Source organism: Leifsonia sp. NPDC014704, from assembly GCF_043083605.1.
In the GTDB taxonomy this organism is placed as follows: Bacteria; Actinomycetota; Actinomycetes; order Actinomycetales; family Microbacteriaceae; genus Leifsonia.
Window position 1 is genome coordinate 943,077 of the sequence record NZ_JBIBYW010000002.1, and the last position, 25,631, is coordinate 968,707.

29 protein-coding genes are annotated in these 25,631 nt (G+C 70.5%); 7 read left to right on the forward strand and 22 right to left on the reverse strand.

Annotation, left to right across the window (positions count from 1 at the left end; all coding sequences use genetic code 11):
• The first annotated feature begins 30 nt into the window (after positions 1–30).
• Complete coding sequence (locus tag ACF1AJ_RS16020) at positions 31–870, forward strand: SDR family oxidoreductase (RefSeq protein ID WP_391508246.1); 840 nt, start codon at positions 31–33, stop codon at positions 868–870.
• 78 nt (positions 871–948) lie between these two features.
• Here the strand turns inward: ACF1AJ_RS16020 and ACF1AJ_RS16025 are convergent, their stop codons facing one another.
• A complete protein-coding gene (locus ACF1AJ_RS16025; RefSeq protein WP_309854532.1) occupies positions 949–1,416 on the reverse strand; it encodes an SRPBCC family protein in 468 nt (155 codons plus the stop codon).
• A gap of 178 nt (positions 1,417–1,594) precedes the next feature.
• On the opposite strand from ACF1AJ_RS16025, the gene ACF1AJ_RS16030 reads away from it, so the two are divergent.
• Positions 1,595–1,789, forward strand: a complete 195-nt coding sequence (locus ACF1AJ_RS16030; RefSeq protein WP_391508247.1) for a DUF2795 domain-containing protein — start codon at positions 1,595–1,597, stop codon at positions 1,787–1,789.
• A 51-nt stretch (positions 1,790–1,840) separates the two neighbouring features.
• On the opposite strand, the gene ACF1AJ_RS16035 is transcribed toward ACF1AJ_RS16030, so the two are convergent.
• From ACF1AJ_RS16035 to ACF1AJ_RS16055, 5 genes are all read right to left on the reverse strand, one after another.
• Positions 1,841–2,653 carry an ABC transporter permease gene (locus tag ACF1AJ_RS16035; RefSeq protein WP_391508248.1) on the reverse strand — a complete coding sequence of 271 codons (813 nt, stop codon included), beginning with the start codon at positions 2,651–2,653 and terminating at the stop codon, positions 1,841–1,843.
• Between the two features lie 8 nt (positions 2,654–2,661).
• Entirely contained in the window at positions 2,662–3,699 is a 1,038-nt protein-coding gene (locus ACF1AJ_RS16040; protein ID WP_391508249.1) for an aliphatic sulfonate ABC transporter substrate-binding protein, read from the reverse strand.
• Positions 3,700–3,765: 66 nt separating this feature from the next.
• Positions 3,766–4,647 carry an ABC transporter ATP-binding protein gene (locus tag ACF1AJ_RS16045; RefSeq protein ID WP_391508250.1) on the reverse strand — a complete coding sequence of 294 codons (882 nt, stop codon included), beginning with the start codon at positions 4,645–4,647 and terminating at the stop codon, positions 3,766–3,768.
• Positions 4,648–4,750: 103 nt separating this feature from the next.
• Positions 4,751–5,167 carry a hypothetical protein gene (locus ACF1AJ_RS16050; protein ID WP_309854517.1) on the reverse strand — a complete coding sequence of 139 codons (417 nt, stop codon included), beginning with the start codon at positions 5,165–5,167 and terminating at the stop codon, positions 4,751–4,753.
• Between the two features lie 10 nt (positions 5,168–5,177).
• On the reverse strand, positions 5,178–6,026 hold the full coding sequence (locus ACF1AJ_RS16055) for an exodeoxyribonuclease III (RefSeq protein WP_391508251.1): 849 nt from the start codon (positions 6,024–6,026) through the stop codon (positions 5,178–5,180).
• Between the two features lie 114 nt (positions 6,027–6,140).
• Here ACF1AJ_RS16055 and pyrE point away from each other — a divergent pair, with 114 nt between their 5' ends.
• Both pyrE and ACF1AJ_RS16065 read left to right on the forward strand, forming a co-directional pair.
• Positions 6,141–6,689, forward strand: a complete 549-nt coding sequence (gene pyrE / locus ACF1AJ_RS16060; protein WP_391508252.1) for an orotate phosphoribosyltransferase — start codon at positions 6,141–6,143, stop codon at positions 6,687–6,689.
• Positions 6,689–9,403: a hypothetical protein gene (locus ACF1AJ_RS16065; protein ID WP_391508253.1), complete on the forward strand. Its 2,715-nt coding sequence runs from the start codon at positions 6,689–6,691 to the stop codon at positions 9,401–9,403. Before pyrE ends, ACF1AJ_RS16065 begins: the two co-directional genes overlap by 1 nt.
• A 12-nt stretch (positions 9,404–9,415) precedes the next feature.
• Here the strand turns inward: ACF1AJ_RS16065 and ACF1AJ_RS16070 are convergent, their stop codons facing one another.
• Together ACF1AJ_RS16070 and ACF1AJ_RS16075 are read right to left on the reverse strand one after the other, a co-directional pair.
• Positions 9,416–9,970 (reverse strand): DUF4303 domain-containing protein, encoded by a 555-nt coding sequence (locus ACF1AJ_RS16070; RefSeq protein WP_391508254.1) that lies wholly within the window; start codon positions 9,968–9,970, stop codon positions 9,416–9,418.
• 32 nt (positions 9,971–10,002) lie between these two features.
• Positions 10,003–10,800 carry an HAD-IIA family hydrolase gene (locus tag ACF1AJ_RS16075; RefSeq protein ID WP_391508255.1) on the reverse strand — a complete coding sequence of 266 codons (798 nt, stop codon included), beginning with the start codon at positions 10,798–10,800 and terminating at the stop codon, positions 10,003–10,005.
• 95 nt (positions 10,801–10,895) lie between these two features.
• Between ACF1AJ_RS16075 and ACF1AJ_RS16080 the strand changes: the two genes are divergently transcribed.
• Positions 10,896–11,531, forward strand: coding sequence for a TrmH family RNA methyltransferase (locus tag ACF1AJ_RS16080; protein ID WP_391508256.1), 636 nt, complete (start codon positions 10,896–10,898; stop codon positions 11,529–11,531).
• Here ACF1AJ_RS16080 and ACF1AJ_RS16085 read toward each other — a convergent pair.
• The 7 genes from ACF1AJ_RS16085 to ACF1AJ_RS16115 form a co-directional block, all read right to left on the reverse strand.
• Positions 11,528–11,656, reverse strand: a complete 129-nt coding sequence (locus ACF1AJ_RS16085) for a hypothetical protein (RefSeq protein WP_391508257.1) — start codon at positions 11,654–11,656, stop codon at positions 11,528–11,530. The genes ACF1AJ_RS16080 and ACF1AJ_RS16085 overlap by 4 nt on opposite strands.
• Positions 11,625–11,930: a hypothetical protein gene (locus ACF1AJ_RS16090; protein ID WP_391508258.1), complete on the reverse strand. Its 306-nt coding sequence runs from the start codon at positions 11,928–11,930 to the stop codon at positions 11,625–11,627. Before ACF1AJ_RS16090 ends, ACF1AJ_RS16085 begins: the two co-directional genes overlap by 32 nt.
• On the reverse strand, positions 11,927–12,766 hold the full coding sequence (locus ACF1AJ_RS16095; protein WP_391508259.1) for a metallophosphoesterase family protein: 840 nt from the start codon (positions 12,764–12,766) through the stop codon (positions 11,927–11,929). Before ACF1AJ_RS16095 ends, ACF1AJ_RS16090 begins: the two co-directional genes overlap by 4 nt.
• A gap of 70 nt (positions 12,767–12,836) precedes the next feature.
• On the reverse strand, positions 12,837–13,001 hold the full coding sequence (locus ACF1AJ_RS16100; RefSeq protein WP_309854491.1) for a hypothetical protein: 165 nt from the start codon (positions 12,999–13,001) through the stop codon (positions 12,837–12,839).
• Between the two features lie 89 nt (positions 13,002–13,090).
• Complete coding sequence (locus ACF1AJ_RS16105) at positions 13,091–14,944, reverse strand: YhgE/Pip family protein (RefSeq protein WP_391508260.1); 1,854 nt, start codon at positions 14,942–14,944, stop codon at positions 13,091–13,093.
• The gene (locus tag ACF1AJ_RS16110) at positions 14,941–15,639 is read right to left on the reverse strand and encodes a hypothetical protein (RefSeq protein ID WP_391508261.1); all 699 of its coding nucleotides are present in this window, start codon (positions 15,637–15,639) and stop codon (positions 14,941–14,943) included. The genes ACF1AJ_RS16105 and ACF1AJ_RS16110 overlap by 4 nt, the downstream gene beginning before the upstream one ends.
• Entirely contained in the window at positions 15,636–16,295 is a 660-nt protein-coding gene (locus tag ACF1AJ_RS16115) for a TetR/AcrR family transcriptional regulator (protein ID WP_391508262.1), read from the reverse strand. The genes ACF1AJ_RS16110 and ACF1AJ_RS16115 overlap by 4 nt, the downstream gene beginning before the upstream one ends.
• A gap of 119 nt (positions 16,296–16,414) precedes the next feature.
• On the opposite strand from ACF1AJ_RS16115, the gene ACF1AJ_RS16120 reads away from it, so the two are divergent.
• On the forward strand, positions 16,415–17,701 hold the full coding sequence (locus tag ACF1AJ_RS16120) for an adenylosuccinate synthase (protein ID WP_391508263.1): 1,287 nt from the start codon (positions 16,415–16,417) through the stop codon (positions 17,699–17,701).
• A gap of 1 nt (position 17,702) precedes the next feature.
• Here the strand turns inward: ACF1AJ_RS16120 and ACF1AJ_RS16125 are convergent, their stop codons facing one another.
• Together ACF1AJ_RS16125 and ACF1AJ_RS16130 are read right to left on the reverse strand one after the other, a co-directional pair.
• Complete coding sequence (locus ACF1AJ_RS16125) at positions 17,703–18,899, reverse strand: Fic family protein (RefSeq protein WP_391508264.1); 1,197 nt, start codon at positions 18,897–18,899, stop codon at positions 17,703–17,705.
• A gap of 108 nt (positions 18,900–19,007) precedes the next feature.
• Entirely contained in the window at positions 19,008–20,288 is a 1,281-nt protein-coding gene (locus ACF1AJ_RS16130) for a GNAT family N-acetyltransferase (protein ID WP_391508265.1), read from the reverse strand.
• Positions 20,289–20,349: 61 nt separating this feature from the next.
• Here ACF1AJ_RS16130 and ACF1AJ_RS16135 point away from each other — a divergent pair, with 61 nt between their 5' ends.
• Positions 20,350–20,643: a hypothetical protein gene (locus tag ACF1AJ_RS16135; protein WP_391508266.1), complete on the forward strand. Its 294-nt coding sequence runs from the start codon at positions 20,350–20,352 to the stop codon at positions 20,641–20,643.
• A 94-nt stretch (positions 20,644–20,737) separates the two neighbouring features.
• Here the strand turns inward: ACF1AJ_RS16135 and ACF1AJ_RS16140 are convergent, their stop codons facing one another.
• The 5 genes from ACF1AJ_RS16140 to ACF1AJ_RS16160 all read right to left on the reverse strand — a co-directional run bounded on the left by ACF1AJ_RS16140 (position 20,738) and on the right by ACF1AJ_RS16160 (position 25,609).
• Positions 20,738–21,658, reverse strand: coding sequence for an SDR family NAD(P)-dependent oxidoreductase (locus ACF1AJ_RS16140; RefSeq protein ID WP_391508267.1), 921 nt, complete (start codon positions 21,656–21,658; stop codon positions 20,738–20,740).
• Between the two features lie 3 nt (positions 21,659–21,661).
• A complete protein-coding gene (locus ACF1AJ_RS16145; protein WP_309854470.1) occupies positions 21,662–21,976 on the reverse strand; it encodes a chorismate mutase in 315 nt (104 codons plus the stop codon).
• A 17-nt stretch (positions 21,977–21,993) separates the two neighbouring features.
• Entirely contained in the window at positions 21,994–23,325 is a 1,332-nt protein-coding gene (locus tag ACF1AJ_RS16150; protein ID WP_391508268.1) for an FtsX-like permease family protein, read from the reverse strand.
• Positions 23,322–24,032: an ABC transporter ATP-binding protein gene (locus ACF1AJ_RS16155; protein WP_391508269.1), complete on the reverse strand. Its 711-nt coding sequence runs from the start codon at positions 24,030–24,032 to the stop codon at positions 23,322–23,324. The genes ACF1AJ_RS16150 and ACF1AJ_RS16155 overlap by 4 nt, the downstream gene beginning before the upstream one ends.
• Before the next feature lie 98 nt (positions 24,033–24,130).
• Positions 24,131–25,609 (reverse strand): glycosyltransferase, encoded by a 1,479-nt coding sequence (locus tag ACF1AJ_RS16160; protein ID WP_391508270.1) that lies wholly within the window; start codon positions 25,607–25,609, stop codon positions 24,131–24,133.
• Between the last annotated feature and the right edge of the window lie 22 nt (positions 25,610–25,631).

Consider the following 25,631-nt stretch of genomic DNA (forward strand, 5'->3'; position numbering starts at 1 on the left):
GCGTGAAGGTACACGAATGGAGGTCGATGGATGTCTTTCCCTGAACAGCAGCAGCAGCCGCCCGGAACCACCGACGCGATGGAGCCCCGCCCGGACCACGGCGAGGAGAGCTACCGTGGCAGCGGCAAACTGACCGGCAAGGTCGCTCTCATCACCGGCGCGGACAGCGGCATCGGCAAGGCGGTCGCGATCGCCTACGCCCGCGAGGGCGCCGACGTCGCCATCTCGTATCTGAACGAGGACGACGACGCGGAGGACACCGCCAAGTGGGTGCGGGAGGCGGGGCGGAAGGCGCTCCTGCTCCGCGGCGATGTCTCCGACCCGCAGCACTGCCGCGACATCGTGGCGAAGACGGTGGAGGAGCTCGGCGGCATCGACGTGCTCGTCAGCAACGCCGCCTACCAGATGACCCGCGAGTCGCTGGAGGAGATCCCCGACGAGGAGTGGGACCACACCATCGCGACGAACATCTCCGCCTTCTTCCACCTGGCGAAGGCGTCCGTGCCGCACATGAAGCCGGGCGCGAGCATCATCGGGTCGTCGTCGGTGAACTCCGACATGCCCTCCCCGACACTGCTTCCGTACGCGGCGACGAAGGCGGCCATCGCGAACATGACGGCGTCGCTCGCACAGCTGCTCGGGGACAAAGGCATCCGGGCCAACAGCGTCGCACCCGGTCCGATCTGGACGCCGCTCATCCCCTCGACCATGCCGGAGGAGAAGGTGAGCCAGTTCGGGAGCGATACCCCGCTGGGGCGGGCGGGGCAGCCGGCCGAGCTGGCGCCGGTCTATGTGCTGCTCGCATCCGACGACGGCTCGTACATCTCGGGTGCGCGGATCGCCGTCACCGGCGGGCGCCCCATCCTCTAGGACGCAGACAGAGAGAACGGCGCCGGTGCAGATCGCACCGGCGCCGTTCTCGTCGCTCCGGGGGGAGGAGCGGACGGATCAGACCGTCTCGCCGCGGTCCACCTCGCCGCGCCAGGCGCCCGTCTCGGTGCCCTGCGACTCGATGAACTTCTTGAAGTTCTCGAGGTCCTTCTTGACGGCGTGGTCGTCGAGGCCGAACACCGACCCGATCTTCTCGAGGGCGTCGGACGGCGCCCACTCCAGCTGCACCGTCACCTTCGTCTCGGTGTCGGAGAGACGGTGGAATGTGACGACGCCCGCGTGCTCGGTGTCGCCGGCGACGGACTTCCACGCCACGCGCTCGTCCGGAAGCTGCTCGGTGATGACCGTGTCGAACTGGCGCTCCGCACCGCCGATCTTCACCCGCCAGTGGTTGGTGGTGTCGTCGACCTGGCGGATCTCCTCGACCTCGTCGAGGAAGTGCGGGAAGGACTCGAACTGGGTCCACTGGTTGTACGCCGTCGAGACCGGCACGTTCACGTCGATGGACTGAGTAACTGCAGCCATTACGGCTCCTTTCGCTTTCTTCTGGGTTCTGGGCCGACGGTAGGCCCGGCACCGGATGGGTATAGACCCTGGACTTCACAGGTGGATCGTGCGACGGGAAGCGCGCTGCAAGGTCTTGCGACCCGGCGAGATCGGGGTACGCGTGGACTCGTTCACTCACGAGCGGAAGGAGACGGACATGGCCGATCGGCCCATCCAGATCGACGTGCAGAAGTACCTGAGCGGGGTCGACTACCCCGCGAGCAGAGCCGACCTCGTCGGCAGGGCGCAGGGCCAGGGAGCGCCGAAGGAGGTCATCGACGCGCTCGAGGGCCTGCCCGACCGTGACTTCGAGAGCCCGGTGCAGGTGACGGAGGGCATCAGCGACAGCTGACGAGCGGATGCGGCACGCCGCCCCGGGAGGCAGCACTCAGCGGGGCGGCGCTCAGCCCCAGCGGCGCGCCGTCCACCGCTCGAACAGGCCGAGCAGCGAGTCGGTGATGATGCCCAGGATCGCCAGCAGGATGATCGCCAGGAAGAGCCGGTCGGTGCGGCCGTTGTTCTGCGAGTCGATGAGCAGGAAGCCGAGCCCCATCGACGACGCGATCAGCTCAGCGGCGACGAGGAACAGCCACGCCTGCGCCATCGCGAGCCGGAGACCGGAGATCACCGACGGCAGCACGGCAGGGAGCTGGACGGTCGTCAGCAGCCGGACGCCGTTCAGCCCGAACGCGCGTCCCGCCTCCACCAGGTGCCGGTCCACGTGGTTCAGCGCGGCGGCCACGGTCGTGTAGACCGGGAAGAACGCGCCGATCGCGATCAGGATGATCTTCGAGTCCTCGCCGATCTTGAACCACAGGATCAGCAGGGGAACCCAGGCGAGCGACGGAACCGCCCGGATGGCGGCGAGCGTCGGGCTGAACAGCACATCCGACCAGCGCGACAGACCCACCAGAGCCCCGAGCAGCAGCCCGAGACCCGCCCCGAACGCGAAGCCGATCAGCACGCGCTGGGTCGAGATCGCCACGTACTGCCCCAGCAACCCGCGCTGCGCGAGGTCGACCGCGGCCTCCCACACCATCGCCGGCGAGGGCAGCTGCGACGACGTGAACGCACCGGAGGTCGACGCCAGCTGCCACATGGCGAGCAGCACGACGGGGATGATGAATCCCGCGGCGATCCTCACCCCGCGGCGCGACAGCGGGGACGTGCGGACGGCCGCCGTCGTGACGACCTCCGGTGCGCTCTGGACGGTCATGGGATGCGTCAGCCTCCGATGGCGCTCGGGTCGGCCTTCTTCGCGAAGGTCGGGTCGAGCAGCGAGTCGAGTGCCTTGTCGATGTCGGTCTGGGACTTCACGTCGCCCGACTCGACGAAGATCGGGCCGACCTTCTTCAGCACGGCCAGCTGCGCCTTGCCGGGGATGTTCGAGACGTCCAGGTTGGTGCGCTCGGTGATCACCGTGGTGGCGACGGCCGGGTCGATGCCGGCGACGTCGGACAGGATCGTGGCCGTCTCGTCCGGGTGCTTCTCGGCCCAGGCTCGGGCGTATTCGTAGGTGTTCACGACGGTCTGGGCGACATCCGGCTTGGAGTCGAGGAACGACTCCGTGGCGTTGAGGAAGCCGTAGGTGTTGAACTTCACGTTGCGGTAGATGAGCTTCGCGCCCGACTTCTCGGCGTTGGCCATGATCGGGTCGAGGCCGCTCCACGCGTCGACCGAGCCGTTCTGCAGGGCGGCCCAGCCGTCGGCGTGCTGGAGGTTCTGGATGGTGACGTCCTTCGCGGAAAGACCGTTCGCCTCGAGCGCCTGCAGCAGGAAGAAGTACGGGTCGGTTCCCTTCGTGGCCGCGACCTGCTTGCCCTTGAGGTCCTTCACCGACGTGATGGTCGAGTTCGGGCCCACGACGATGGCCGACCACTCGGGCTGCGAGAAGATGTCGATGGTCTTGATCTGCGAGCCGTTCGAGCGGGCCAGCAGCGCCGCCGAGCCGGCGGTCGAGCCGACGTCGATGGCGCCGGAGCGGAGGGCCTCGTTCGCCTTGTTGGAGCCGGCGGACTGCACCCAGTTGACCGTGATGTCCTGCTTCTTCAGTGCCTTCTCGAGCCAGCCCTCCTTCTTGATGACGAGGCTGAGCGGGTTGTAGGTCGCGAAGTCGATGTTGAGCGTGCCGCCCTTCGTCACTCCGGCGGAGTTGGTGGCGCCGGAGGCGGCGCCCTCTCCGGCGACGCAGCCGGTCAGCAGCAGGCTGGCGGCCGCGACGATGCCGGCGGCAGCGGTCAGGATGGTGGGTCTGCGGCGCATGATGCCTCTCTCGGGGGTGTGGGGGAGCGGGTGGTGCAGCTGTGGTGATGCGATGGCGGGTGCGGTTCAGTACGGGAAGACGGGGACGGTCACCCGTTGCTCGTCGCGGGCGCGGCCGTGACGGTCGATGCCGAGGCCGTCGAGCAGCTCGGCCCGCAACTGGGCGAGCTCGGCGGAGCCGCGGTCGCGCGGTCGGGTGCCGGGCACGGTCGTGACGCTGCGGATCGTGGAGCCGGGCTGACCGTCCTCTGCGCCGAGCAGGACGACGCGGTCGGCGAGCTGCAGGGCCTCGTCGACGTCGTGGGTGACCAGCAGGATGGTGGCGGGCGCCGCAGCATGGATGTCGAGAAGCAGGTCCTGCATCTTCAGACGGGTGAGCGCGTCCAGAGCGCCGAACGGCTCGTCGAGCAGGAGGACGCCGGGGTTGCGGGCCAGAGCACGGGCGAGCGACGCGCGCTGCGCCATGCCACCGGACACCTCCCGAGGTCGGAGGGTCGCGGAGCCCGTCAGTCCGACGAGGTCGAGAAGCTGGGCGACCCGCTGCCGCCCGGCGTCGCGGTCGAGGCCGCGGGGCAGGCCGAGCGCGACGTTGTCGGCGAGTGACCGCCAGGGCAGCAGCCGCGGCTCCTGGAACCCGACGGCGCAGCGGGCGTCGAACCCTGCGACCGTGGATCCGTCGATCAGGGCGGCTCCGCCGGTGGGCGCGTCGAGTCCGCCGGCGATGCGCAGCAGGGTCGACTTGCCGCATCCACTCGGGCCGAGGATCGCGACGACTTCGCCCGCGCGGATCCCGAGGGACACATCCCGAAGCACCGTACGCGTGGTCGGAGCGGACGCCTCGCGCTCACGATCGCCCTGGGTGCGCTTCCGGGAGCGCCGGTTCGGCGCCGGGAACGAACGCGCGACGCCGTCGAACTCGACGGGGTAGGCGGAGGACGAGGCGGTCATGGTGCTCTGACGCTACCGACGCGAGCCACGCGCCCGCTGGCCCGGCGCAACGCTTCGTAACGAAAGTTGGCGCGGCCGGTTCGGATGCGGTGGAGGAACGCGACTAGAGGGACGCTCCCGGCACGCCGGAGATGACGAGCGCCGCACCGCCGACCCACACGCCCACGGCGAGCAGGATGCCGACGATCGGGACCCAGAAGGCGATGCGCCGGACGATGAGCAGCACGACCGCGACGATCACGGTGATCAGGGTGACCACGCCCGGTCCGAACAGCGCGATGACGAAGCCGATGCCCATGCGATCGGTGTCGCACACCGTCGACGCCCCACAGGGGTCGCTCGCGAACGCGAGGAAGAACGCGGCGAACGTGAGGATGGCGGCGACGACGACCGCGAACACCAGCAGGATGATCGAGGTCACCAGATCCCAGACGACCACCGGCCGGCGCGCAGGCGCGGGCGGCGGGAAGCCCGGCTGAACCGGGTATGCGGAGTAGCCGGGTGGCGGCGGCGTGCTCATCGGTGCTCCGTCAGCCGAAGATCATGGGTCGGTCGTCATCATCGTCGGCCGCCGCGACGGGCGCCAGTTCGACCAGCACGGGCACGTGGTCGCTGGGGGCGTCGCCCTTCCGCTCGTTGCGATGGATGCTCGCATTCACCACCCGGTCGGCGAACGCGCGCGAGCCGAGGATGAAGTCGATGCGAAGCCCCTCGTTGCGCGGGAATCGCAGCTGCTTGTAGTCCCAGTACGTGTAGCCGTCCGGCACGATCGGCCGGACGACATCGGTCAGACCGGCCTTCTCGAACGCTGCGAACGCCGTCCGCTCCGGCGGTGAGATATGGGTCGAGATGCCGGGCACCAGGCTCGGGTCGCCGACGTCGGAGTCGAGCGGGGCGACGTTCCAGTCGCCCATGAGGGCGAGTTGGAGGGTCGGGTCGTCGGCGAGCCAGTGCTGGGTGTCGGCGGCCAGCGCTGCCAGCCAGTCGAGCTTGTAGACGTAGTGCGGGTCGGCGAGCGACCGGCCGTTGGGCACGTACAGGCTCCAGAGCCGGATGCCCTCGACCGTTGCGCCGATCGCGCGGGCCTCCTTCGGCAGGTCCGGCCCGTCATGGTCTTTCAGGAAGCCCGGCATGTCGGGGAAGCCGATTGTCACGTCCTCCAGCGGCAGGCGGCTGGCGATGGCGACGCCGTTCCACTGGTTCAGGCCGTGCAGAACGACCTCGTAGCCCGCGTCCTCGAACGGCTGGTAGGGGAACTGCTCGGGCTTGCACTTGATCTCCTGCATGGCGAGCACATCCACGTCTTCGCGGACCATCCAGTCGACGACGCGGCCCACGCGGGTGCGGATCGAGTTCACATTCCAGGTCGCGACGCGCATGCTCCGATCGTATCGGCCGCCGCCGACGTCGCCCGAGTCCGGAGGCATCGGTGGAACCAGGACGCCTGTGGAGAACTCCCGAGGCGCGGCGGGTTCCCCTCTAGAATCGTGGATGTGACCGACGCACGACAGCAGCTCATCGACTACATCGCCGCCGAGGCCGTGTTCCACGGCGACTTCACGCTCACCAGCGGCAAGAAGGCGAGCTACTACGTCGACCTGCGCAAGGTCAGCCTCGACCACCGCGTCGCGCCGCTCATCGGCCGCGTCATGATCGACCTCATCCGTGACATCCCCGACGTCTTCGCCGTCGGCGGCATGACGATGGGCGCCGACCCCGTCGCCGCGGCGATCCTCCACCAGGGCGCCGCTCAGGGCCTCACCTACGACGCGTTCGTCGTGCGTAAGGAGCCGAAGGACCACGGCCGCGGCAAGCAGGTCGAAGGCCCCGACCTCGAAGGCAAGCGCGTGATCGTGCTCGAAGACACCTCCACGACCGGCGGCTCCCCGCTCAAGGCCGCGGAGGCGCTGCGCAAGGTCGGCGCCGAGATCGCCGCCGTCGCCGTCGTCGTCGACCGCGACACCGGAGCCCGGGAGGCCATCGAGGCCGCGGGCTACCCCTACTACGCCGCCATCGGCCTGAAGGACCTGGGGCTGGCATAGTGTCCGACGAGCGCGGGCGGGGCGCTGCGGACGACGAACGTCCGTACGAACGACAGGATGCGCCCGAGGTTCCGGCCGAGCAGTCGGAGGCGGAGGAGCCCGAGTTCGGCAGCGCGGACTGGCTGCTGCAGCAGTTGACCGGCGGTCGTCACGTCGACCGTCCCGCCGATGCGCCCGTCGCGCCCGCCGCGCCCGAGGCTGCGGCAGGCGACGCGGAACCCGCAGCCGTCGCGGATGCGGGTCCTGCGCCGGTCGCGCCCGCAGCTCCGTTTGAGGCGGATGCCGCTCCCATTGCCGCATCGTCCTCGTCAGCACCCGATGTGCCCGCGTCGGACGAGCCGTCGCCGTTCGACGAACTGCTCGGCAGCGCCATCGAAGAGCCCGAGGTCGTCGAAGAGCAGCCGACCGAGTTCCCGGTCGCGTTCAACTGGAACCTCACGCCGGGGGTCGGAGGGGATCCTCTGGTCGAGCAGGAGGAGACGCTCGGACCGGCGGAGGCCGGCACGGCTCCCTTCGCCGCGGCGACGAGCGAGTCGGAGCCGGCGCGGGCCGATCCGACGACGACAGCGCTCTTCGAACCGATCGGAGGCGGGGCGTCGCCGACCGAGCCCGACGGGCAGGCCGAGCCGGCCGAGCGAACCGAGCCGACCGAGCCGACCGAGCCCGACGGGCAGGCCGAGACCATCGCGGCCGAACCGCCCGTCCCTGGGGCCGACGCCGCTCCCCCGCTCGTGCCGCCCGTCTTCCGGTCGACCTTCGTAGAGCCGAAGACTCAGAGTTCTGCCGGGATCTTCGCCCCGCTCGCCACACCCGAGGAGCCGTCGACGGACGAGACGTCCTCGACCGATTCCGTCTCCGGATCGCCGGAGGACGAACCGCCCGCCGCCGTCCGCTCCTGGGTGATCGAACCCGCGCTGCCGACGCCCGCGCCCGAACCCGAGAAACCGCGGACCATCTTCGACCCGCCGGAGATCCCCGCTGACGACGAGGACGAGACGGGCGAGCCGGAGAGCCATGGTCTCGCCGCTCTGCTCGGCTTCGGAGCTCCCGAGTCCGATGCTCCGTTCGGCCGGTCGGTCATCGGAGACACGACGAGCGTCATCCCGATCGACCCGTCCGCGTTCACCCGTCCGCCTGCCGCCTCCGAGCCGCCGGCCATGCCTCTCGCCGACGCGATCCTTCCGCCTGCCGAGGACTCGCCCGCGGCCCAATCGCCGTTGCACCAGCCGGTCCTTCCCCCGATCGACGCGGCGGCGCTCTTCGAGCCACCGGTCGAGACGCCGGCGCACCAGCAGGACGCTGCACAAATCGCCGACCTGCTGCGGGCGTCCCACGAGGAACCGGAACTCGCCGCGCCGCCCGCGCCGCCGTCGGCGTATGAGCCGCCTGCAGTGTTCAGCGCCCCGGAGGACGTCGACACTCCGACGCAGCAGCTCGACACCTCCGAGATCGCAGCCCTGTTGCGTGACGAGCCCGTCGAATCCCTGCCGTCGGCTCCGGCGTTCCCGGCCGCGGAGGCCGAACTGGCGATGGGTGGGCTGCCGTCGCCCGCCACCAGCCCGATCGACGCCGAGAGCATCGCCAGCGCCTCGGAGCCGGAGCCGTTCGCTTTCGCGTCGGCGACTCCCGAAGCCGACGACGACGCCGGCGCCGGCGCCGATGCTGCACCCGACGACGTCGAGGCAGAGGAGTCCGACGGACTGGCCGAGCTGTTCGGCGAGGCGGCAGAGGAGCCCCAAGCCGGCCCCGTACTCCCGACCGACGCCGACCTGCTCGCCGAGCGCGGCGACGAGAGCCCGAACGAGCCGATCGACGAAGCGCCGGAGGCCGCGGCCGGAGTCGAGGGGCCGCAGCTGACGGCGACCACGCCTTTCACGTTCACGCAGGCCGTTCCCGTCGAGTTGCCCGACGCGACGGCCGTCGCCGCGGAACCGGCCACCGGCCCGGCGCGGGAGCTGCCGGTCGCCGCGGGCGCGACGACCGCGGCCGCCTCCGCCGCGACGACCGGGCAGAGCGGGGCGGCTGCAACCAGTACCCCCGCCTCAGCATCCACCGCTGACACCACTGCCGTCCCGACCCGCCCGGGCGGCGGCGACTTCTGGAACTCGCGCAACAACCGCATCCTCCTCATGGTCGGCGGGGCACTGGCCGTCGTGCTGGTGCTCATCGGCCTCTTCGCGATCGGGACACGCATCCCGTCGTGGCTCGGTGCCGCGAAGCCAGCACCGGTGGCCGCCACCCCGTCCACCTCGGCGAAACCCAGCACGACCCCGACACCGACGCCCACTCCCGTGCCCACAGTGACGCCCAAGCCGGCCGCCGCCGTCGGCCCCGGCACGCACCCGTGGGATGCGCTGGGCGGCGGCGAGTGCATCCAGCCCTTCACGACGGTGTGGGCGGAGGAGTTCGCCGTCGTCGACTGCGCTTCTCCGCACACCGCGCAGCTCGTCTACACCAACCTGCTCTCGGCCGACCCTGCTGCGCCGTACCCCGGCGCGGACGCGCTCGCGCAGCAGATCCCGGGCCTCTGCACGGCGGGCGGCATCGTCGACCTCGGAGCCGCGGGCGCCTACCCGGACCTCCAGGTCGTCGGCTCCTTCCCGGCCACGGAGCAGCAGTGGAAGGACGGCCAGCGCTCGTACTACTGCTTCGCCACCCGCGCGAGCGGCGAGCCGCTCACCTCGTCGGTCGCCGGTCCCGGCCCTGCTGCCTGAGCGACCCGGACGTCAGCCCTCCGCGCCGCCCGTCGCGGACAGCGATGCCTCGTACCGCGCGAGCGCGCCCGGCGGGTTGATTCGTCGCGCTGATGCGACCAGCTCCTCCTCGGTGTCGTGACCGGGCGTCGTCACGTTCAGCACCACCGCGTCACGCGAGACGCCAACGCCGAAGAACCCCTCCGCGTCCAGGTCCGCGAGGGCTCCCGCCATGGCGTCGTGCAGGTCCGCGTTGAGCTCCGGCGAACGCTCGTACGGGCTTCCGAGCGCGTCGAACAGCGGCTCCACCTCGGCGAACAGCCGGTCGCCGTACAGGTCGTAGGGGGAGTCGTTGACCGCCCAGCGCAGCTCGTCCGCATCCACATCCAGACCCTCAGCTCGGCACCGCTCGACCGCGCGCTCCAGACCCTCGAGCGAGCACGCGGTCGGGGCCGGTCTGTGGGCGAGCGGCGTGGTCCAGAGGCCGAAGTAGTAGAAGGTCTCGGAGCGGCGTTCGGCACGGAGCGCGGTCCACGCCGAGCGGGCCGCCGCGCGGAGGGCGGAACGGATGTGCGCGACGTCGTCCACGGTGGAGCTCAGAGTCCCGTGCGCCGGGCTGCTCAGAGCTCGGTCTCGATGGGTTCCCGCACGACGAGCTCGTCGACGCCCCGCAGCACCTCGTCCGGCCGGAACGGGTACCGCTCGATCTCGGTGCGATCACTGATCCCGGTCAGCACCAGGATGGTGTGCAACCCGGCCTCGATGCCGGCCACGACATCCGTGTCCATCCGGTCGCCGATCATGGCGGTGTTCTCCGAGTGCGCGCCGATGCGGTTCATCGCCGACCGGAACATCATCGGGTTCGGCTTGCCGACGACGTAGGGGTCGCGGCTGGTCGCCTTGGTGATCATCGCCGTCACCGCGCCCGTGGCGGGGAGCGGACCCTCGGCACTGGGCCCGGTGGCGTCCGGGTTCGTGGAGATGAACCGCGCGCCCTTGCCGATGAGGCGGATCGCCTTGGTGATCGCGTCGAACGAATAGCTGCGCGTCTCCCCGACGACGACGTAATCCGGGTTCGTGTCCGTCATGATGAAGCCGGCCTCGTGGAGGGCCGTGGTCAGCCCCGCCTCGCCGATCACGTAGGCCGTGCCGCCGGGCATCTGCGACTTGAGGAAGTCGGCCGTGGCCAGTGCCGAGGTCCAGATGGACTCCTCGGGCACGTCGAGGCCGGAGGTGCGCAGCCGTGCCGCCAGGTCGCGCGGCGTGAAGATGGAGTTGTTGGTGAGCACGAGGAACGGGGTGCCCTGGTCGCGCCACTGCTGGATGAGGTCGGACGCTCCGGGGAGGGCCTGGTTCTCGTGGACGAGGACGCCGTCCATGTCGGTGAGCCAGCATTCGATCTCGTCGCGACGCGTCACGTGGGACCCCTTTCACCGGGAAGCGGATGCTTCCAGCTTAGGGGCCGCGCCTCTCTCGCGGTGAGGCGGGCGGCCGCGGTGGATACGCTGAACCTGTGGATGAGACGGCGAACCCGACGCACGAACTGACGACCAACGGTGTCGGTCCGTGGCCGGGAGAATGGCCGGACGACCCGCGTTTCGACGCCGAACTGCTGCGCCACGGCGACACCCGCAACGTGATCGACCGCTACCGGTACTGGACCATGGAGGCGATCGTCGCCGACCTCGACGAGCACCGGCACCCGTTCCATGTGGCCATCGAGAACTGGCAGCACGACATGAACATCGGGTCGATCGTCCGGAGCGCCAACGCGTTCGCGGCCGACACCGTCCACATCATCGGGCGGCGGCGCTGGAACAAGCGAGGTGCCATGGTCACCGACCGCTACCAGCACGTCGTGCACCACGACGATGTCGCCGGGTTCGTGGCATGGGCGCGCAGCGAGGGTCTCCCGGTGATCGCGATCGACAACGTGCCCGGGTCGGTCAGGATCGAGACCTTCTCGTTCCCTCGGGAGTGCGTGCTGCTGTTCGGGCAGGAAGGACCGGGTCTGTCACGGGATGCGCTGGCCGCGGCCGACGCGGTGGTCGAGATCTCGCAGTTCGGCTCGACCCGCTCCATCAACGCGTCTGCGGCGGCGGCCGTGGCGATGCACGGCTGGATCCGCCAGCACGTTCCGTTCGACTAGCGGTTCGCCCGCCGCCAGACGAGTTTGAGCCCGGACCAGTCCTCGTCCAGCGCCGCGACTTTGACGTCCACCAGTCCGCGCTCGAGCGCTGCGTCACGGATGAGGTTCTCCGAGATGTCGCTCACGTGCCCGGCCGCTTTCCGCGGCCAGGCCGCCCACACCATCCCGTCGGGGCGGATGCGTCCCCCCCAGGTCGTCGAGCTCGCTCAGGAACGCCGCCGCCTCCCGGTAGAACGCCAGGATGAGTCCACTCGGCCCCTCGTCGGTCCACTCCACGTCGGGCCCGTCGTCGAGGGGGATGCTCCACCCCGGGTCGGCGTGGAGCACGGCGGCGCGCATCCCGGGCTTCAGCCCCAGCTTCTTCCAGAGCGGCGTGCCCGAGTAACCGGCGGATGTCATCGCGGCCATCCGGCGTCGTCGGCGATGCGCTGGATCGCCGCGGCATCCAGGTCGTACACCGTCTCGCCGTCGTCGGGCGCCGGCGCGGACACCAGGTGCGCCCGGATCGGGCCGTCGTCGGGCAGCTGCACCCAGGCGAAGCCGGCCCCCCGCACGGCACGCTCCCGCGGCGCCGGCCAGAGCACGTCGGTCGTGTTCGCGACCGCGGGTGCGACCACGACAGGGATGCCCGCCGGTCCCGCCTCGGTGATGAGGCCGTGGTGGTAGTGCCCGGCGAGGATGAGCCGCACATCCCCTTCGCTGAGCGTGTCGAGCAGCGGCTGGGAGTCCACGAGCCGCAGCGACTCGAACAGCACGGTCGTCGGCGTCACGGGCGGGTGATGGAGGACGACGATGGTGCCGCTCTCCGAGCGAGCGGCGAGCAGGTCGCGCAGGCGGTCGAGCTGCGCCTCCTCGACGCGGCCGTACCCGGCGAGCGGAACGCTCGTGTCGACGGTCACCACGCGGAAACCCCGCACGGTCGTCTCGGTCTCGCGCGCCCCCAGAACCTCTTCGAACCCGTCGGGGAGGTCGTGGTTGCCCATCGCGTAGACGACGGCCGCTCCGCGCTCGGCCGCCCACGGCTCGAGCGTGGCCTTCAGCTTCCGGTACGACGCCGCCGAACCGTCGTCCGACAGGTCTCCCGACGCGACGATCAGGTCGACCTGCTCGAGCGACGACGCACGCGCCAGCACGCGATCGAGCGCGGCCAGCGTGTCCACGATCCCGTAGTGCAACCGGCCGTCGCCGTACAGATGCGTGTCGGAGAGGTGGAGGATGCGCAGCGTATCGGTCACGCCGCCACCCTAGCGCCGGCCACTGTCGCCGGACGCCGTCCCCGACGCCGCCGCGCGGGGCGCCGTCGCGTCACTCGGTGTCGAGCGCTTCGATGATCGAGTCGACCGCGGTGATCAGGTTGTGCAGCGCCTGCCGCTCGATCGAGTCCTCCGGCAGCTTCTGGATGTCGTAGCTGGCGGCGCTCGCCGCCTGCCGGGCCTGCGCGAGCGCTGCCTGGACTTCGAGATCGGCCATGTCGTCCTCCTCGGTTCGGGTGCTGTCTGCCGCCACCCTAGTGCGGGCGGCGGCCGGACCACCAGAGGTGCGCTGCCCCCCTGGTCCGCCTACCCGATGAGCGACGGGCGCAGGTCGCGCAGCGTCCGGAAGTGGGTCATCCGCGTCACGCCGATGGCCGCGATGAGCAGCGCGATCAGCATCCACAGCGCCAGCACCCCGGCGTCCGCCCAGGCCGTCGCCGGGTTGCCGCCGTACATCAGCTGCCGGATGCCGTCGACCGCGTACGACATCGGCAGCACGTGGTGCAGCGACGCCAGTGGCCCGGGGAGGGTCTGCCAGGGGAACGTGCCGCCGGCGGTGACGAGCTGGAGCACCATCAGCACGAGGCCGAGGAACTGTCCGACGCTGCCGAGCCAGACGTTGAGCGCGAGGATGATCGCCGCGAACGTGATGGACGCCAGGCCCATCAGCCCGTACATCCCGACCGGGTTGTCGATGCGGAACCCGAGCGCGCCGGAGACGATCGCGAACAGCCCGATCATCTGGATCGCCCCGAGAAGACCCGGGGTGAGCCAGCCGGCGAGGGTGATCTTCACGGGCGAGTGCAGCGCGGTGATCGCCCGGCGAGAGACCGGCTTCACGATGAGGAACAGCGCGTAGATGCCGATCCACGCGGCCAGTGCGACGAAGAACGGTGCGAGGCCGGCGCCATATGTGCCCGCGGAGGTGATCGAGTCGTTCTTCAGGTTCACCGGGTCGGCGATGGTGGACGCCTGCTTCTTCTGCAGGCTGGGCGAGTTGTCCGGGATGCGGTCGACGCCCTGCTTCAGCCCGTCGCGCAGCGTGGTGGTGCCGTCGTGGAGGGTCGTCAGACCGTCGCGCAGCTGGGCGGCGCCGCTCGCGGCGGTCGAGGCGCCGGAGGCCAGCTGGGAGGCGCCGGAGGCGGCCTGCTGCGAGCCCGACGCGACCTGCGACGCCCCGCCGGCGACCTGGTCCGCACCGGCGGAGAGCTGGTCGATCTGACCGACGGCGCCCTGGATCTGCTCGTTGCCGGACTGCACCTTCGTGTCGAGGTCGCCGAGTACCGCCTTCACCTCGGCGAGCTGCGCCTCCGTCGCCCCGGCGGCCGCCAGCCGATTCAGCAGGTCCTGCTGGGCGGCGGGTGCCGCCGCGGCGATCTGGGCCGCCGCTGCGCCCGCCTCGTTCGCCTTCGCGGCCAGCTGCTGGTTGCCCGCGGCCACCTGGGCCGCGCCGTCGCTCACCTGCTGGGCGCCGGACGCCAGCTCACCGAGCTTGCTCGCGAGCTCCTGAGAGCCGGAGGCGAGCTGCGACGTGCCGTCCGCAAGCTGCGAGGCCCCGGACTGGGCTGTGGCGCTGCCGTCGACCAGCTGGTTCGCGCCGTCCACGGCCGTCACCAGGTTGGAGCGGATGTCGGCGAGCCCGACGAGGAACTGCTTGGCCGCCTGCTCGTTCACCTGCTTGACGATCGACGTGCGGATCTTCTCCGCCGCCTGCGTGCCGATCGTGGAGGCGAGGTAGCTGTTGGTGTCGTTGGTCGTCAGCGTGACGACCGCGCGATGCGGGCTCGTGCCGGAGGCGGAGTCCAGTGCGGAGGAGAAGTCCTTCGGGAAGGTGATGCTGAAGTCGTACTTCGAGTCGTCGACCCCGCTCGCGGCGGAGCTCTTCTCGACGCGGTGCCACTGGAACGAGCCGTCCTCGATGAGCTGGTCGGCCACGTCGTCGCCGTAGTTGACGGTCTTGCCGTCGACGGTCGTGCCCGCGTCATCCACCACGATGGCCGCCGGGATGCGGTTCAGGTTCGCGTACGGGTTCTGGTTGGCCCACAGGTAGAGGCCTCCGTACAGGACGGGGACGCACATCAGTGCGATGAGCGCCACGATCGACATCGGGCTGGCGGTGAGACGGCGGAACTCCGCCGCGATCATCTGCGGGATCTTCATGCGCCTTCTTCATTCGGCTGGGTCACGATCAGGTCCGGGAGATCGTCGGTGTCATCCCGGCCGGGGTCTTCGTCAAAGGTGTTCGGGCCGGTCTCGTCCATTCGGGAGACCAGGGAGGCGGCGGCGATGGCCGCGGCGGAGGCGTCGCCGGCGACGATGAGCACGGCGATGTCGCGGCCGGCCAGCTCGCGGGCGAACCGCCACCATTCGACCGGGTCGCCTCCGTGCCGGTCGGGGGAGACGATGACCAGCGCATCCACGCCCTTCCGGAGCAGTGCGAGCTCGGCCATCAGCCGGATGCGCACGGTGGGCGGCACGGTGCCGATCGAGGAGCGCGCCCACTCGGAGGCGCCGAGCTCCTTCAGGGAGCGGGACACCGCGACGGGATGCGACGCCCGCCCGGCGAACATCAGCTCCTCGGCGACGATGCCGGCGACGGTCACGTCCGAGGCCGGCTCGGAGACGTCGGGGGCGTCGATGAGCGCGATCCTCCGGCGCATCGCGGAGTAATCGGTGCTGCCGTCGATCGTGACGCTGCCGGCGTCGGGCCGCATCCGCCCGGAGGCGATCAGCCCCAGGACGGTCGGCCGCTGTTCGGTCTCGGCGCGGGCGAGGGACGCGCGGCCGGTCTCGAACGTCGCGGACGTCGGCGGGAGGGCCGCACCCTTGGTGACCTGATCGAGCACGACCTTCATCGCAGCGCACCTCCGTCGTTCGTCTCCGTGGGCGTGAAAGCGAGTTCGGGAGTCGAGGCGATCAGCTCGCCCGCCTCGCGCCAGCTCATCCCGGCGGCGCCGAGCCCCGCCAGCATGACCAGGCGGTGGCCGGCCTCGGGGCTGAGTCGGGCGCGGGTGGCCTCGTCGAGCACCGAGACGGCGGCGTTCTCGATGAGGCGCGTCGTGGTCTCGCGGTCGAGGTCGGTGCGGATGCGGCCCGACTCCATGCCGCGCCGCACGGTGTCGCGCAGGCGCTCGCGCGCAGGGTCGAGGGCCGTGCCGACCATCTCGCGGTGCGGACCGCGGACGGCCAGCGCCGCGCTGACGCGGACGTGCTCGACCTCGGCCCACAGGGTCGCGCCGAACAGCGCGATCTCGACGAGGGGGTCGGGATGCGACACAGGGTCGAGCAGGGCGGCGAGCCGACGGGCGCCGCGGGTGAACACCTCGACCAGCAGCTCGTCGCGGGTGGCGAAGTGCCCGTAGACAGCGCGGCGGCTGAGGCCGGCGCGGGCGGCGATGCTCTCGAGCGACGCGTCGATGTCCTCATTGAGGGCGATGGCCGCGGCTCCGAGGATGGCCTCGCGGTTCGCCGTGGCGTCGCGTCTCGGTGCGCGGGTGGAGGGGGTGGGCATGCATCCAGTGTACGCCCTTCTTGCACAGTTGTGTGCAACTTTACGGGTCGCGATAGGATCGAGTGCGACGGTCGTCCGCGTGGCGCCGACGTGTTCCAACCACCGAGAGGACGTGAGACGTGCCCGCGATCGTGATCATCGGCGCCCAGTGGGGTGACGAAGGCAAAGGCAAGGCGACCGACGTCCTCGGCAGCCGGATCGACTACGTCGTCAAGTTCAACGGCGGCAACAACGCCGGGCACACGGTCGTCGTCGGCGACGAGAAGTACGCCCTGCACCTCCTCCCCTCCGGCATCCTGACCGAGGGCGTCACGCCCGTCATCGCGAACGGCGTCGTGGTCGACATCGAGGTGCTGTTCGAGGAGCTCGACGCCCTCATCGCCCGCGGCGTCGACGTCTCGCGCCTCAAGGTCAGCTCGAACGCGCACGTCATCACCTCGTACCACCGCACCATCGACAAGGTGACGGAGCGCTTCCTCGGCAAGCGACAGATCGGCACCACCGGCCGCGGCATCGGCCCGACGTACGCCGACAAGATCAACCGCGTCGGCATCCGCATCCAGGACATCTTCGACGAGAACATCCTCCGTCAGAAGGTCGAGGGCGCCCTCGACCAGAAGAACCACCTGCTCGTGAAGGTCTACAACCGCCGCGCGATCACGGTCGACGAGGTCGTCGAGCAGCTGCTCGAGTACGCCGAGCGCCTGCGTCCGATGGTCGTCGACAGCTCCCTCCTGCTCAACCAGGCGCTGGAGGAGGGCAAGTACGTGCTCTTCGAGGGCGGCCAGGCGACCATGCTGGATGTCGATCACGGCACCTACCCGTTCGTCACCTCCTCGAATTCCACCGCCGGCGGCGCTGCGACCGGCTCGGGCATCGGCCCCAACCGGATCGACCGCGTCATCGGCATCGTCAAGGCGTACACCACGCGCGTCGGCGCCGGTCCGTTCCCGACCGAGCTGTTCGACGAGTGGGGCGAGTTCCTGCGCGAGCGCGGCTTCGAGTTCGGCACCACCACGGGCCGTCCGCGCCGCACCGGCTGGTACGACGCCCCTGTCGCCCGCTACACCGCGCGCGTCAACGGGGTGACCGACTTCGTGCTCACCAAGCTCGACACGCTCACCGGCATCGACCGCATCCCGGTCGCGGTCGCCTACGACGTCGACGGCGTGCGCCACGACGAGGTGCCCGCCTCGCAGAGCGACTTCCACCACGCGAAGCCGATCTACGAGGAGTTCCCCGGCTGGACCGAGGACATCAGCGGCGCCCGCACGTTCGAGGACCTCCCGAAGAACGCGCAGGACTACGTGCTCACCTTGGAGCGCCTCTCCGGCGCGCGCATCTCCGCGATCGGAGTCGGCCCGGCCCGCGACCAGATCGTGGTGCGCCACGACCTGATCGACTGAGTCAGGCGCGGGCCGCGCGGCCCGCGATCCGGCGATCCAAGGCGCTGAGTTCGTCGATGATCGCGGTGACCGCCCAGACCCGATTGCGCTGCCGGTTGGTGATGGGGTGGATGATTCCCGCCTTCTCCAGCCGATCGAGCGCGTCGTAGACCGTCGAAGTCGGGCGGCCGATGCGATCCTCGGCGGTCTCCGCGTCGAACACGGGGTGCTCGAGAAGACCGTCGACGAGCGCCGCGAGCGCACTTCCGGGTCGGGGCGTCACCATCGTCGACCACTCGCTCGGCAGCTCCCGGATCGCCCGGATGGAGACGAGGGATTCCTCCGACGCGATCCGGGTCGCGCGCGCGAGTTCGCGGACGATCGGGCCGGCGTGACCGGCGCGGTACTCGGTCAGCAGATCGAAGTAATGGCTCTGCTCTGCGGCAAGTGCAGAGGCGATGGGGGGTGTGGCGACAGTGGTGAGGCCGCGCCGGCGGAAGATCGCGCCGATGAGGGCGCGGCCGATGCGGCCGTTTCCGTCCGTGAACGGGTGAATGGACTCGAACTGCGCGTGCGCGATGGCGGCCTGAGTTATGACCGGAACGTCGTCGCGGTTGGCGAAGTGAAGAAGGTCGGCCATGAGGGTGTCGAGGCGTTCGGGAGTCGGCGGCACGTGCACGGCGTCGATCGGCGAGAAGTCGCTTCCGCCGATCCAGTTCTGCATATCGCGCATCCGACCGGCGTAGGCGCCCTCTGCCGGGTCGTCGACCATCAGTGCGCGGTGGGCCGTGAGCAGCGACTCCATCGAGATGACACCGGTGCGACCGGCCTCCGCGGTCATCGCGCCGATCGCTCGCGCTGCGGAGACCATCGCGCTGGCGCTGCTGTTCGCGCGGACACCGGCCAGGGCGCGAGCGAAGTCCTCCGTCGACGCGTCGATGTGCTCGATCTTCGAGGAGGCGATCGACTCGGTCCGGATCAGGAAGGTCGAGATCGCCGTCGCACCCGCTCGGGAATCGGCGTCCAGCTCGGCAAGCGCCCTGATGGCGCCCTCCTGGTCGACTTGTGCCGCGGGGTCACTCGTCAGGGCCAGTCCGCCGATGAGCGGTGGGACAGTCGCGTCGACCGAGGCCAGCGTCCGATCGGTACGCGAGCCTCGGCCACTGCGATTCCGCCACGGCACCGTCTCCACGCCGTGAGCGGGCCAGTCGTCATCCATGTTCCGAATATATGGCAGAAACCGGAACAACGAGGAACTTATTCCGGTTTGGCGGCCGTATTTCGGAATAACCAAGGGCTATTCCGGGCTACCGGACCACGACGCCCGTCAGAACCAAGTGCTCAACCGCGGCGGGACGGCCGTGCGGAAGAGGCGGTCCAGCGCATCCACGTCGCCCTGGATGCGACCCGCCAGACCGAGCCCGCGCGCCAGGCCGTGCCCGAGGTAGACGCTGCCGAGGGACGCGACCGGCAGGGTGACATCGGCCGCGTCGTCGGTCGGGGCGACTTCGGCGTGTCCGTCTGTCACGGTGAGCCGGAAGCGGCCGGCGGCGAGGCCCAGGTCGTCCGTGACGTCGAGCACGAGGGAGCCGTCGCGTTCGTACGTCCGTGCCCGCAGGGCCGCGGGAACGTCGAGGATGCGCACCCAGAGGTGGTCCTCGAGGTCGGTGACCCGCGCGCCCCGGATGTCGGAGACCAGAGCGGGGAGGGACTCGTCGACCCCGCGCGTCCACACCTTCACCGTGGCGACCAGGTCGAGGTCGAGCAGGTAGCGCCAGAGCGCGGTGAGCGCCTCATCCGTCGCCGCCGCCAAGTAGTTCACCTCGACGGTGTGCCGCGTGAAGTCGTCGTCGCCCTTGACCACGTACGAGACGAAGCCTTCCGGCTCGCCCGACGGGGAGTCGTAGCGCACGAGCCGGTATTTGTCCGCGTCGGAGCTGCCCTTGAGCGGACCGATCAGACGGTGGGCCAGGTACGGCTCCAGCCCGATTTCGCCGGGCCGGCCCGCCATCACCGCATCGAGGACGCGCTCGCCGGTCTCGCGGTACTCCTCCGGCTCGGCGAAAGACAGACGACCGGGCGTCTCGGCACCCGCCCAGCGGACGCGCTTGGTGTCCACGTTCCAGGCGGTCGCGAAGGTCGCGGGGCCGAATCCCCAACGCCCGTAGATGACCGATTCGGAGACGGTCAGAATGGCGAGCGGCACGCCGACCGCGTGAGCGGTGCGCAGTTCGCCGCCGAGGAGGGCGCGGGCGATGCCTCGCCGGCGGTGGGTGGGCGCGACGGTGACGGAGCTGATGGCCCACGATCCGATCCGCTCGCCGCCGGGAACGGTGAGCGGCGCGACCCAGGAGTTCACGGTGCCGACCGGCTCGCGGGCGGGGATCGCGTCGTCGTAGACGCCCGTGGTGCGACGGCCCCCGAGGTAGCCGCGCGCCTCCTCCAGCACCTCGTCCTTCGGGCGTTCGCCGTGAAAACCGCGGAAGTCAGCGCGGATCCAGCCGTCGAACGCGGCGGGGTCGGCGGTGTCGACGAGAGTCAAGCGGAGTCCGCCCGCCTCGAGGTCGCTCGCAGAGGTCGGGTCGATGGGCTGGGTGAGGTAGTCCATCCCTTCACCGTATCGGGCCGGGCGTGACAGCGGCAGGTCTGCGGTCGGCTAGCGTGGAGGCATGAAGGTGCGCGGTCTCATCCAGAGCAGCGAGACGCAGGAGCTGACGGCGGAGGCGGACGACGCGCAGTCGGCCCGTGCGCTCATCGAGGAGCAGGTGCCCGAGGGGTTCGACCTGCTGCAGGTGCACAACGCGATGCCCCGCGGCGGTCGTGTGATCGCGAAGGCGATCATCCGCGAGGCCGCCATCGAGGAGATCGAGGCGGAGGGCGCCGACTACGCCGCCGCCCGAGACGCGCTGCGCGCCCGGATCCCGTCCACCCACCGTCTCCTCTCGATCGTCCCGCTCGACTGACCCCTCGCCCCCCACCGTCGAGTCCGCAAATTTTGCACGCTCGGGGGCTCCGAAGCGTGCAAAGTTTGCGGACTCGACGGGGGGCGGAAGCGGGTCAGAGGCGGAAGGGCTGCGCGGCGGCGCGCTCGAAGAGCGGCCAGAGGGCGGCGCCGAGGCGCGGGGAACGGGATGCCCGGGTCGCCGGCGCGTGCACCGGAGCGCCCTTCGTCCACAGCGCGGGCCCGAGGTAGTCGCCGCCCGAGATGGTCGGGTCGAGCACCGCGCGGACGGGCACATGCGCGCCCGCGTCCTTGCCCTGCGTCCACGCCGCCTGCAGGTTGTCGGCGAACCGCTTCAGCCGCGACGGCTGGTTGACGCCGCGGATGCCGGGAGTCCGCCCCGAGGTCGAGTAGCCGGGATGCACCACGATGCTCTGCACGTCCGCCCCCGCTGCCCGCAGCCGGCGATCGAGCTCGAACCCGAACACCTGCGCCGCGATCTTGGAGCCCGCGTAGGCGCGCCACGCGGTGTACGACCGCTCGAGCTGGAGGTCGTCGACACGCACACGACCGAGTCGCGACGCCAGCGACCCCAGCGTGACGATGCGTGACCCTGGGGTCTGCTGCAGGGCCGCGAGGCTGCGGGCGACCAGGCGGAAGTGCCCCAGGACATTCGTGGACAGCACCAGCTCGTTGCCGTACTCGTCCGTCTGCCGGGTGCGCGGCGGGTGCACGATTCCCGCGTTCAGCACCAGCGCATCCACCCGCTCGTAGGCCAGGAGGGCGTCGGCCGCCGCGTCGATCGATCGTCGGTCCGTCACGTCCAGCGGCAGTGCCTCGACCCGGGCACTCGGCACGCGCCGGCGGATCGCCGACACCGCGGCTTCCGCGCGCTCGGGGTCGCGGCAGCCGAGCACCACCCGGGCGCCGGCCCCGGCGAGCTGCTCGGCGGTGAAGTACCCGACGCCCGCGTTCGCACCCGTGATGACGACCGTGCGTCCACTCGAGTCCGGCAGGGGCGACGCATCCCAGTCCATCCGCTACTTGCCGTTCTCGCCGGCGATGCGCTCGTGGTGGTGGATGACCTCCGCGATGATGAAGGTCAGGAACTTCTCCGCGAAGGCGGGGTCGAGGTGGCTCTCCTCAGCCAGGGCCCGGAGGCGCTGGATCTGCTCCTTCTCGCGCTCCGGGTCGGCCGCCGGGAGCCCGTGCTCGGCCTTGAGCGCACCCACCTGCTGCGTGAACTTGAACCGCTCCGCGAGCATGTGGATGACCGCGGCGTCGATGTTGTCGATGCTCTGCCGGATGCTGTGCAGCTGCTCAAGCGCAGCCGCCACGTCGCTGTTTTCGGGCATGCTTCGACCCTACTGGGTCACAGACTGGGCGACGGCTCCGCGAGCACCCGCGTGAGAACCGGCCGCGTGGCCCGCAGAGCCGCCCACACGAGCAGCACGCCGGCGGCCAGGCACGCCGCCACCGTCACGAGCGTGAGCGGGGACAGCAGGAGGCTCATCCCGGTGAGCGGCAGCACCACGACCGCCGCCGTGACCGCCGACCCGATCGCGGTCACCCGCAGGGGCGACAGGACGGCGCGGCTGCGCGCCGCGTTCATCTCGGCGACGGGCATCCCGATCCGGTCGAGGCTCACGTAGAGGTCGCGGCGGTCGAGGATGGCGGCCGCCTGGTTGACGCCGGCCGAGCACGCGACCATCAGGAACGACGCGATGACGGTGATGAGCACGCCGGTGCGGATGTCCGCGACCAGCAGCCGCGACTGCGGGTCGCCCGAGTCGCCCGCCGCATCCATCAGGGCGACGCCGACGCCCGCGAACACGGCCATGAAGCTGGTCATCGCGACACCGGATACCTGTCGCCAGGCGGCCTTCGGCGACTCGAGCACCGCGCGAGCCGCCAGCAGGCGTCGGGCGGTTCGCGCCCGACGGGCCTGCCCGGAGGCGACCAGCCGCAGGACCCACGGGCCGATGAGGTTCAGAACGGCGATGCTCCCGCCGAACCCGACGGCGAGCACGGCCATCACGATCCCGATGTCGGCCACGGCCCGCAGCGCGGTCATGGCGACAGCGACGACGGCCACCACGCCGACCGTGATGAGGACGCGTACCCAGTGCACCCGCGGCGCCTGCTGCCGCGTGCGCACGCCGAGGGGAGACAGGATGACGCCGCGCAGCCCGACGACGGCGCTGACCGCGGCCAGGACCCCGATGCCGGCGACGGCGACGGCCACCGACAGCGGGGACAGCAGGATGGACATCCCGAGCGGCTCGCCGCGGAACGGGATGAGCGCCACCAGTGGCGAGACGAGCAGCGCCACCAGGGCACCGGCGATCGCCCCGACGAGCGCCAGCACGGTCGATTCGATGACCGTCAGCGCGGTCACCAGGGCCGGTGTCGCACCGAGCAGCCGGAGGCTCGCGAGCCGGTCGTCCCTCCGCCGCGCCGAGAGCCGTGCGGCGGAACCGCCGAGCGCGACGAGCGGCACCACGAGCAGGGAGAGGGCGATGACCGCGAGCACCTGGTAGAGGCCGGCGATGTCGTCCGTCCACGAGAAGAACGCCTGAGCGCCACCCGCGACGATCAGGAGCAGCGCCGTCACGACAGCAAAAGCCACGATCGGCAGGATGACGGTGGAGCGGGCGGAGACGCTGCGCCGTCCGAACAGCCACGCGAGTCGCAAAGTCGTCATCGGGCGCTCACCTCGTCCACGATGCGCCCGTCGGCGAGGCGGAGGACGCGCGAACACCGTGCGGCGACGGTCTCGTCGTGCGTGACGACGACCAGCGACCGGCCGCGATCCGTGGTCGAGCGGATGAGCGCATCCATCACCTCGGCGGATGTCTGCGAGTCGAGGGCGCCGGTCGGCTCGTCCGCGAACACGACGGCGGCGCCGGTGGTCTGTGCCCGGGCGATCGCCACGCGCTGCGCCTGGCCGCCGGAGAGCTGGCCGATGCGGCGCGTCTCGTACCCGGCGAGGCCCAGGGCGGCGAGCCACATCGCGGCCGTCTGCTCGGCGGCGCGGCGGTCCGTCCCGGTCAGCATCAGGGGCAGTGCCACGTTCTCGATCGCTGTCAGCTCGGGCAGGAGCAGCCCCTGCTGGAACACGAACCCGAATGCCTCGCGCCGCAGTCGCGACCGACCGGCCTCATCCAGCGTCGTGATCTCGAGCGGGCCGGTCGCGGTCGCCAGCGATACCGATCCGCTGTCGGGCGTGACGATGCCGGCCAGGCAGTGAAGCAGCGTGGTCTTACCCGATCCGGATGCGCCCATGATGGCGACGGACTCGCCGGGGGCGACCCGGAAGTCGACGCCGGCGAGCGCGACGGAGGGGCCGTAGGACTTGGTGAGTGCGGTGGCGACGATGGCCGGCGGCGCAGCAGCGGGAACTGAGGTCATGCCTCCAGCCTGGCCGCGGGACGGAGAGCAGGCATCGGCCCGGAGACTCATCGCTGCGCAGCCGTGTCATCCGGAGGATGTCATCCCGCGGTACCACGTCAGCCTGCGGCGACCCGGCCGACCTTCTCCGTCTTGTCCCAGCGTGCCTCCGCGCCCGCGAGTTCCTTGAGGTACGAGTCGAATGTGATCGCGCACAGCAGGGACCCGTATCCGGCCAGGTAGATCAGCGCCGGCGACAGCCACCGGCCGGCGCGGACCTTCTCCGCCTTGCGCGCGAGCCAGGCGACGACCATGGAGAACGGGATCCAGATGTAGATCGCGAGCGTGATGGTGAACAGGCCCGGCTCACTGAGGGTCACGCCGAACAGGGCGGGGAGCCACACCAGCATGACCGGCGGGAACAGGGCTGTGATCATGACGAGCATGTTGATGATGCCGGGGAACAGCAGGACGTGACCCAGCTCGTGCCTGGTCGACCTCCCGTCGGTCTGCGCTCCCAGGATGAGGACGAAGAGGTAGGCGAGCGCGGCCGAGATCCACAGGATGCGGAACACCGTGGTGGCGACCCCGTCCTGCAGGAACAGCAGCCCGGCGAGGCCGATCGACGACAGGATCATGATCAGCGGGAGCAGCCACAGGCTGAACCAGACGATGCCGAAGCTGATGCCGCCCAGGTGGTGGAGGCGGGACGGCCGGAACCACACTTTGGAGTACCGCGCGGTGACCGTCACGTTGCCGCGCGCCCAGCGGAGCCGCTGCTTCCAGAGGGCGTCGACCGCGCGGGGCTCCTCGGCGAGCACGTGACCGTGCGGTTCGAAGACGACCTTCTTGCCGAGCAGCTGCGTCTCGAACGTGGTGATCGTGTCCTCCGCCAGCGAGGACGTGTCGATGCGGCCGCCGATCGCGAGCAGGTTCTCGCGGGTGTGCAGCTGGGCGCCGCCGGCAAGGCACGCCTGCGCGCCCAGCACGTTCTGCGCGCGACGGGCCGCCGGCTGCGAGAGCACGTACTCGACGCTGATGAACTTAGTGAGGTAGTTGCGGTCGCTGCTGCCCTCGCTGATGTACGCCGACACGGCGCCCACGTCGGGGTCGGCCAGGTGCCGGGTCATGCGCCGCAGCGACTCGGGGGTGTAGATGACGTCGGCGTCCATGATGAGGAGCGCCTCCATCCAGTCGTCCTCCAGCACCTTCGCGATGCCGTGGTTGAGGGTGTGCGCCTTGCCCTGGCCGCCCTGTTCCCGGCGGAGCAGGTGGACGTTGCCCGGATACAGCTCGGCCCGGGCGCGGACGACGTCGGGGGTGTCGTCGGTGCTCGCGTCGTCGACCACGTAGATGCGCAGCGCCTCGCGCGGATAGTCCAGCTTCATCAGGCGGTCGATGGATGCGCCGATCACCGCTCCCTCGTTCCACGCCGGAACGACGATCGCTACGCGCGGGAGGTAGGGGGCGGCCTTCTTGTAGTGGTTGATCCAGGCGTGGAAGGGGATGACGATGAAAGTCGCGGCCGCGGCGATGACCGGGATGAGCCCGGTGAGCGCCAGGATGAGGCACACGATCACGCCGATCGTATGCAGCACGCTGAGAATGTCCAACCCCAAG

What these genes read in the sequence shown, in the direction of transcription:
- ACF1AJ_RS16020 (WP_391508246.1), top strand. Translation starts at nt 31, where the DNA reads ATGTCTTTCCCTGAACAGCAGCAGCAGCCGCCCGGAACCACCGACGCG.
- ACF1AJ_RS16025 (WP_309854532.1), bottom strand. Translation starts at nt 1,416, where the DNA reads ATGGCTGCAGTTACTCAGTCCATCGACGTGAACGTGCCGGTCTCGACG.
- ACF1AJ_RS16030 (WP_391508247.1), top strand. Translation starts at nt 1,595, where the DNA reads ATGGCCGATCGGCCCATCCAGATCGACGTGCAGAAGTACCTGAGCGGG.
- ACF1AJ_RS16035 (WP_391508248.1), bottom strand. Translation starts at nt 2,653, where the DNA reads ATGACCGTCCAGAGCGCACCGGAGGTCGTCACGACGGCGGCCGTCCGC.
- ACF1AJ_RS16040 (WP_391508249.1), bottom strand. Translation starts at nt 3,699, where the DNA reads ATGCGCCGCAGACCCACCATCCTGACCGCTGCCGCCGGCATCGTCGCG.
- ACF1AJ_RS16045 (WP_391508250.1), bottom strand. Translation starts at nt 4,647, where the DNA reads ATGACCGCCTCGTCCTCCGCCTACCCCGTCGAGTTCGACGGCGTCGCG.
- ACF1AJ_RS16050 (WP_309854517.1), bottom strand. Translation starts at nt 5,167, where the DNA reads ATGAGCACGCCGCCGCCACCCGGCTACTCCGCATACCCGGTTCAGCCG.
- ACF1AJ_RS16055 (WP_391508251.1), bottom strand. Translation starts at nt 6,026, where the DNA reads ATGCGCGTCGCGACCTGGAATGTGAACTCGATCCGCACCCGCGTGGGC.
- ACF1AJ_RS16090 (WP_391508258.1), bottom strand. Translation starts at nt 11,930, where the DNA reads ATGACATCCGCCGGTTACTCGGGCACGCCGCTCTGGAAGAAGCTGGGG.
- ACF1AJ_RS16100 (WP_309854491.1), bottom strand. Translation starts at nt 13,001, where the DNA reads ATGGCCGATCTCGAAGTCCAGGCAGCGCTCGCGCAGGCCCGGCAGGCG.
- ACF1AJ_RS16105 (WP_391508260.1), bottom strand. Translation starts at nt 14,944, where the DNA reads ATGAAGATCCCGCAGATGATCGCGGCGGAGTTCCGCCGTCTCACCGCC.
- ACF1AJ_RS16110 (WP_391508261.1), bottom strand. Translation starts at nt 15,639, where the DNA reads ATGAAGGTCGTGCTCGATCAGGTCACCAAGGGTGCGGCCCTCCCGCCG.
- ACF1AJ_RS16115 (WP_391508262.1), bottom strand. Translation starts at nt 16,295, where the DNA reads ATGCCCACCCCCTCCACCCGCGCACCGAGACGCGACGCCACGGCGAAC.
- ACF1AJ_RS16125 (WP_391508264.1), bottom strand. Translation starts at nt 18,899, where the DNA reads ATGGATGACGACTGGCCCGCTCACGGCGTGGAGACGGTGCCGTGGCGG.
- ACF1AJ_RS16130 (WP_391508265.1), bottom strand. Translation starts at nt 20,288, where the DNA reads ATGGACTACCTCACCCAGCCCATCGACCCGACCTCTGCGAGCGACCTC.
- ACF1AJ_RS16135 (WP_391508266.1), top strand. Translation starts at nt 20,350, where the DNA reads ATGAAGGTGCGCGGTCTCATCCAGAGCAGCGAGACGCAGGAGCTGACG.
- ACF1AJ_RS16140 (WP_391508267.1), bottom strand. Translation starts at nt 21,658, where the DNA reads ATGGACTGGGATGCGTCGCCCCTGCCGGACTCGAGTGGACGCACGGTC.
- ACF1AJ_RS16145 (WP_309854470.1), bottom strand. Translation starts at nt 21,976, where the DNA reads ATGCCCGAAAACAGCGACGTGGCGGCTGCGCTTGAGCAGCTGCACAGC.
- ACF1AJ_RS16150 (WP_391508268.1), bottom strand. Translation starts at nt 23,325, where the DNA reads ATGACGACTTTGCGACTCGCGTGGCTGTTCGGACGGCGCAGCGTCTCC.
- ACF1AJ_RS16155 (WP_391508269.1), bottom strand. Translation starts at nt 24,032, where the DNA reads ATGACCTCAGTTCCCGCTGCTGCGCCGCCGGCCATCGTCGCCACCGCA.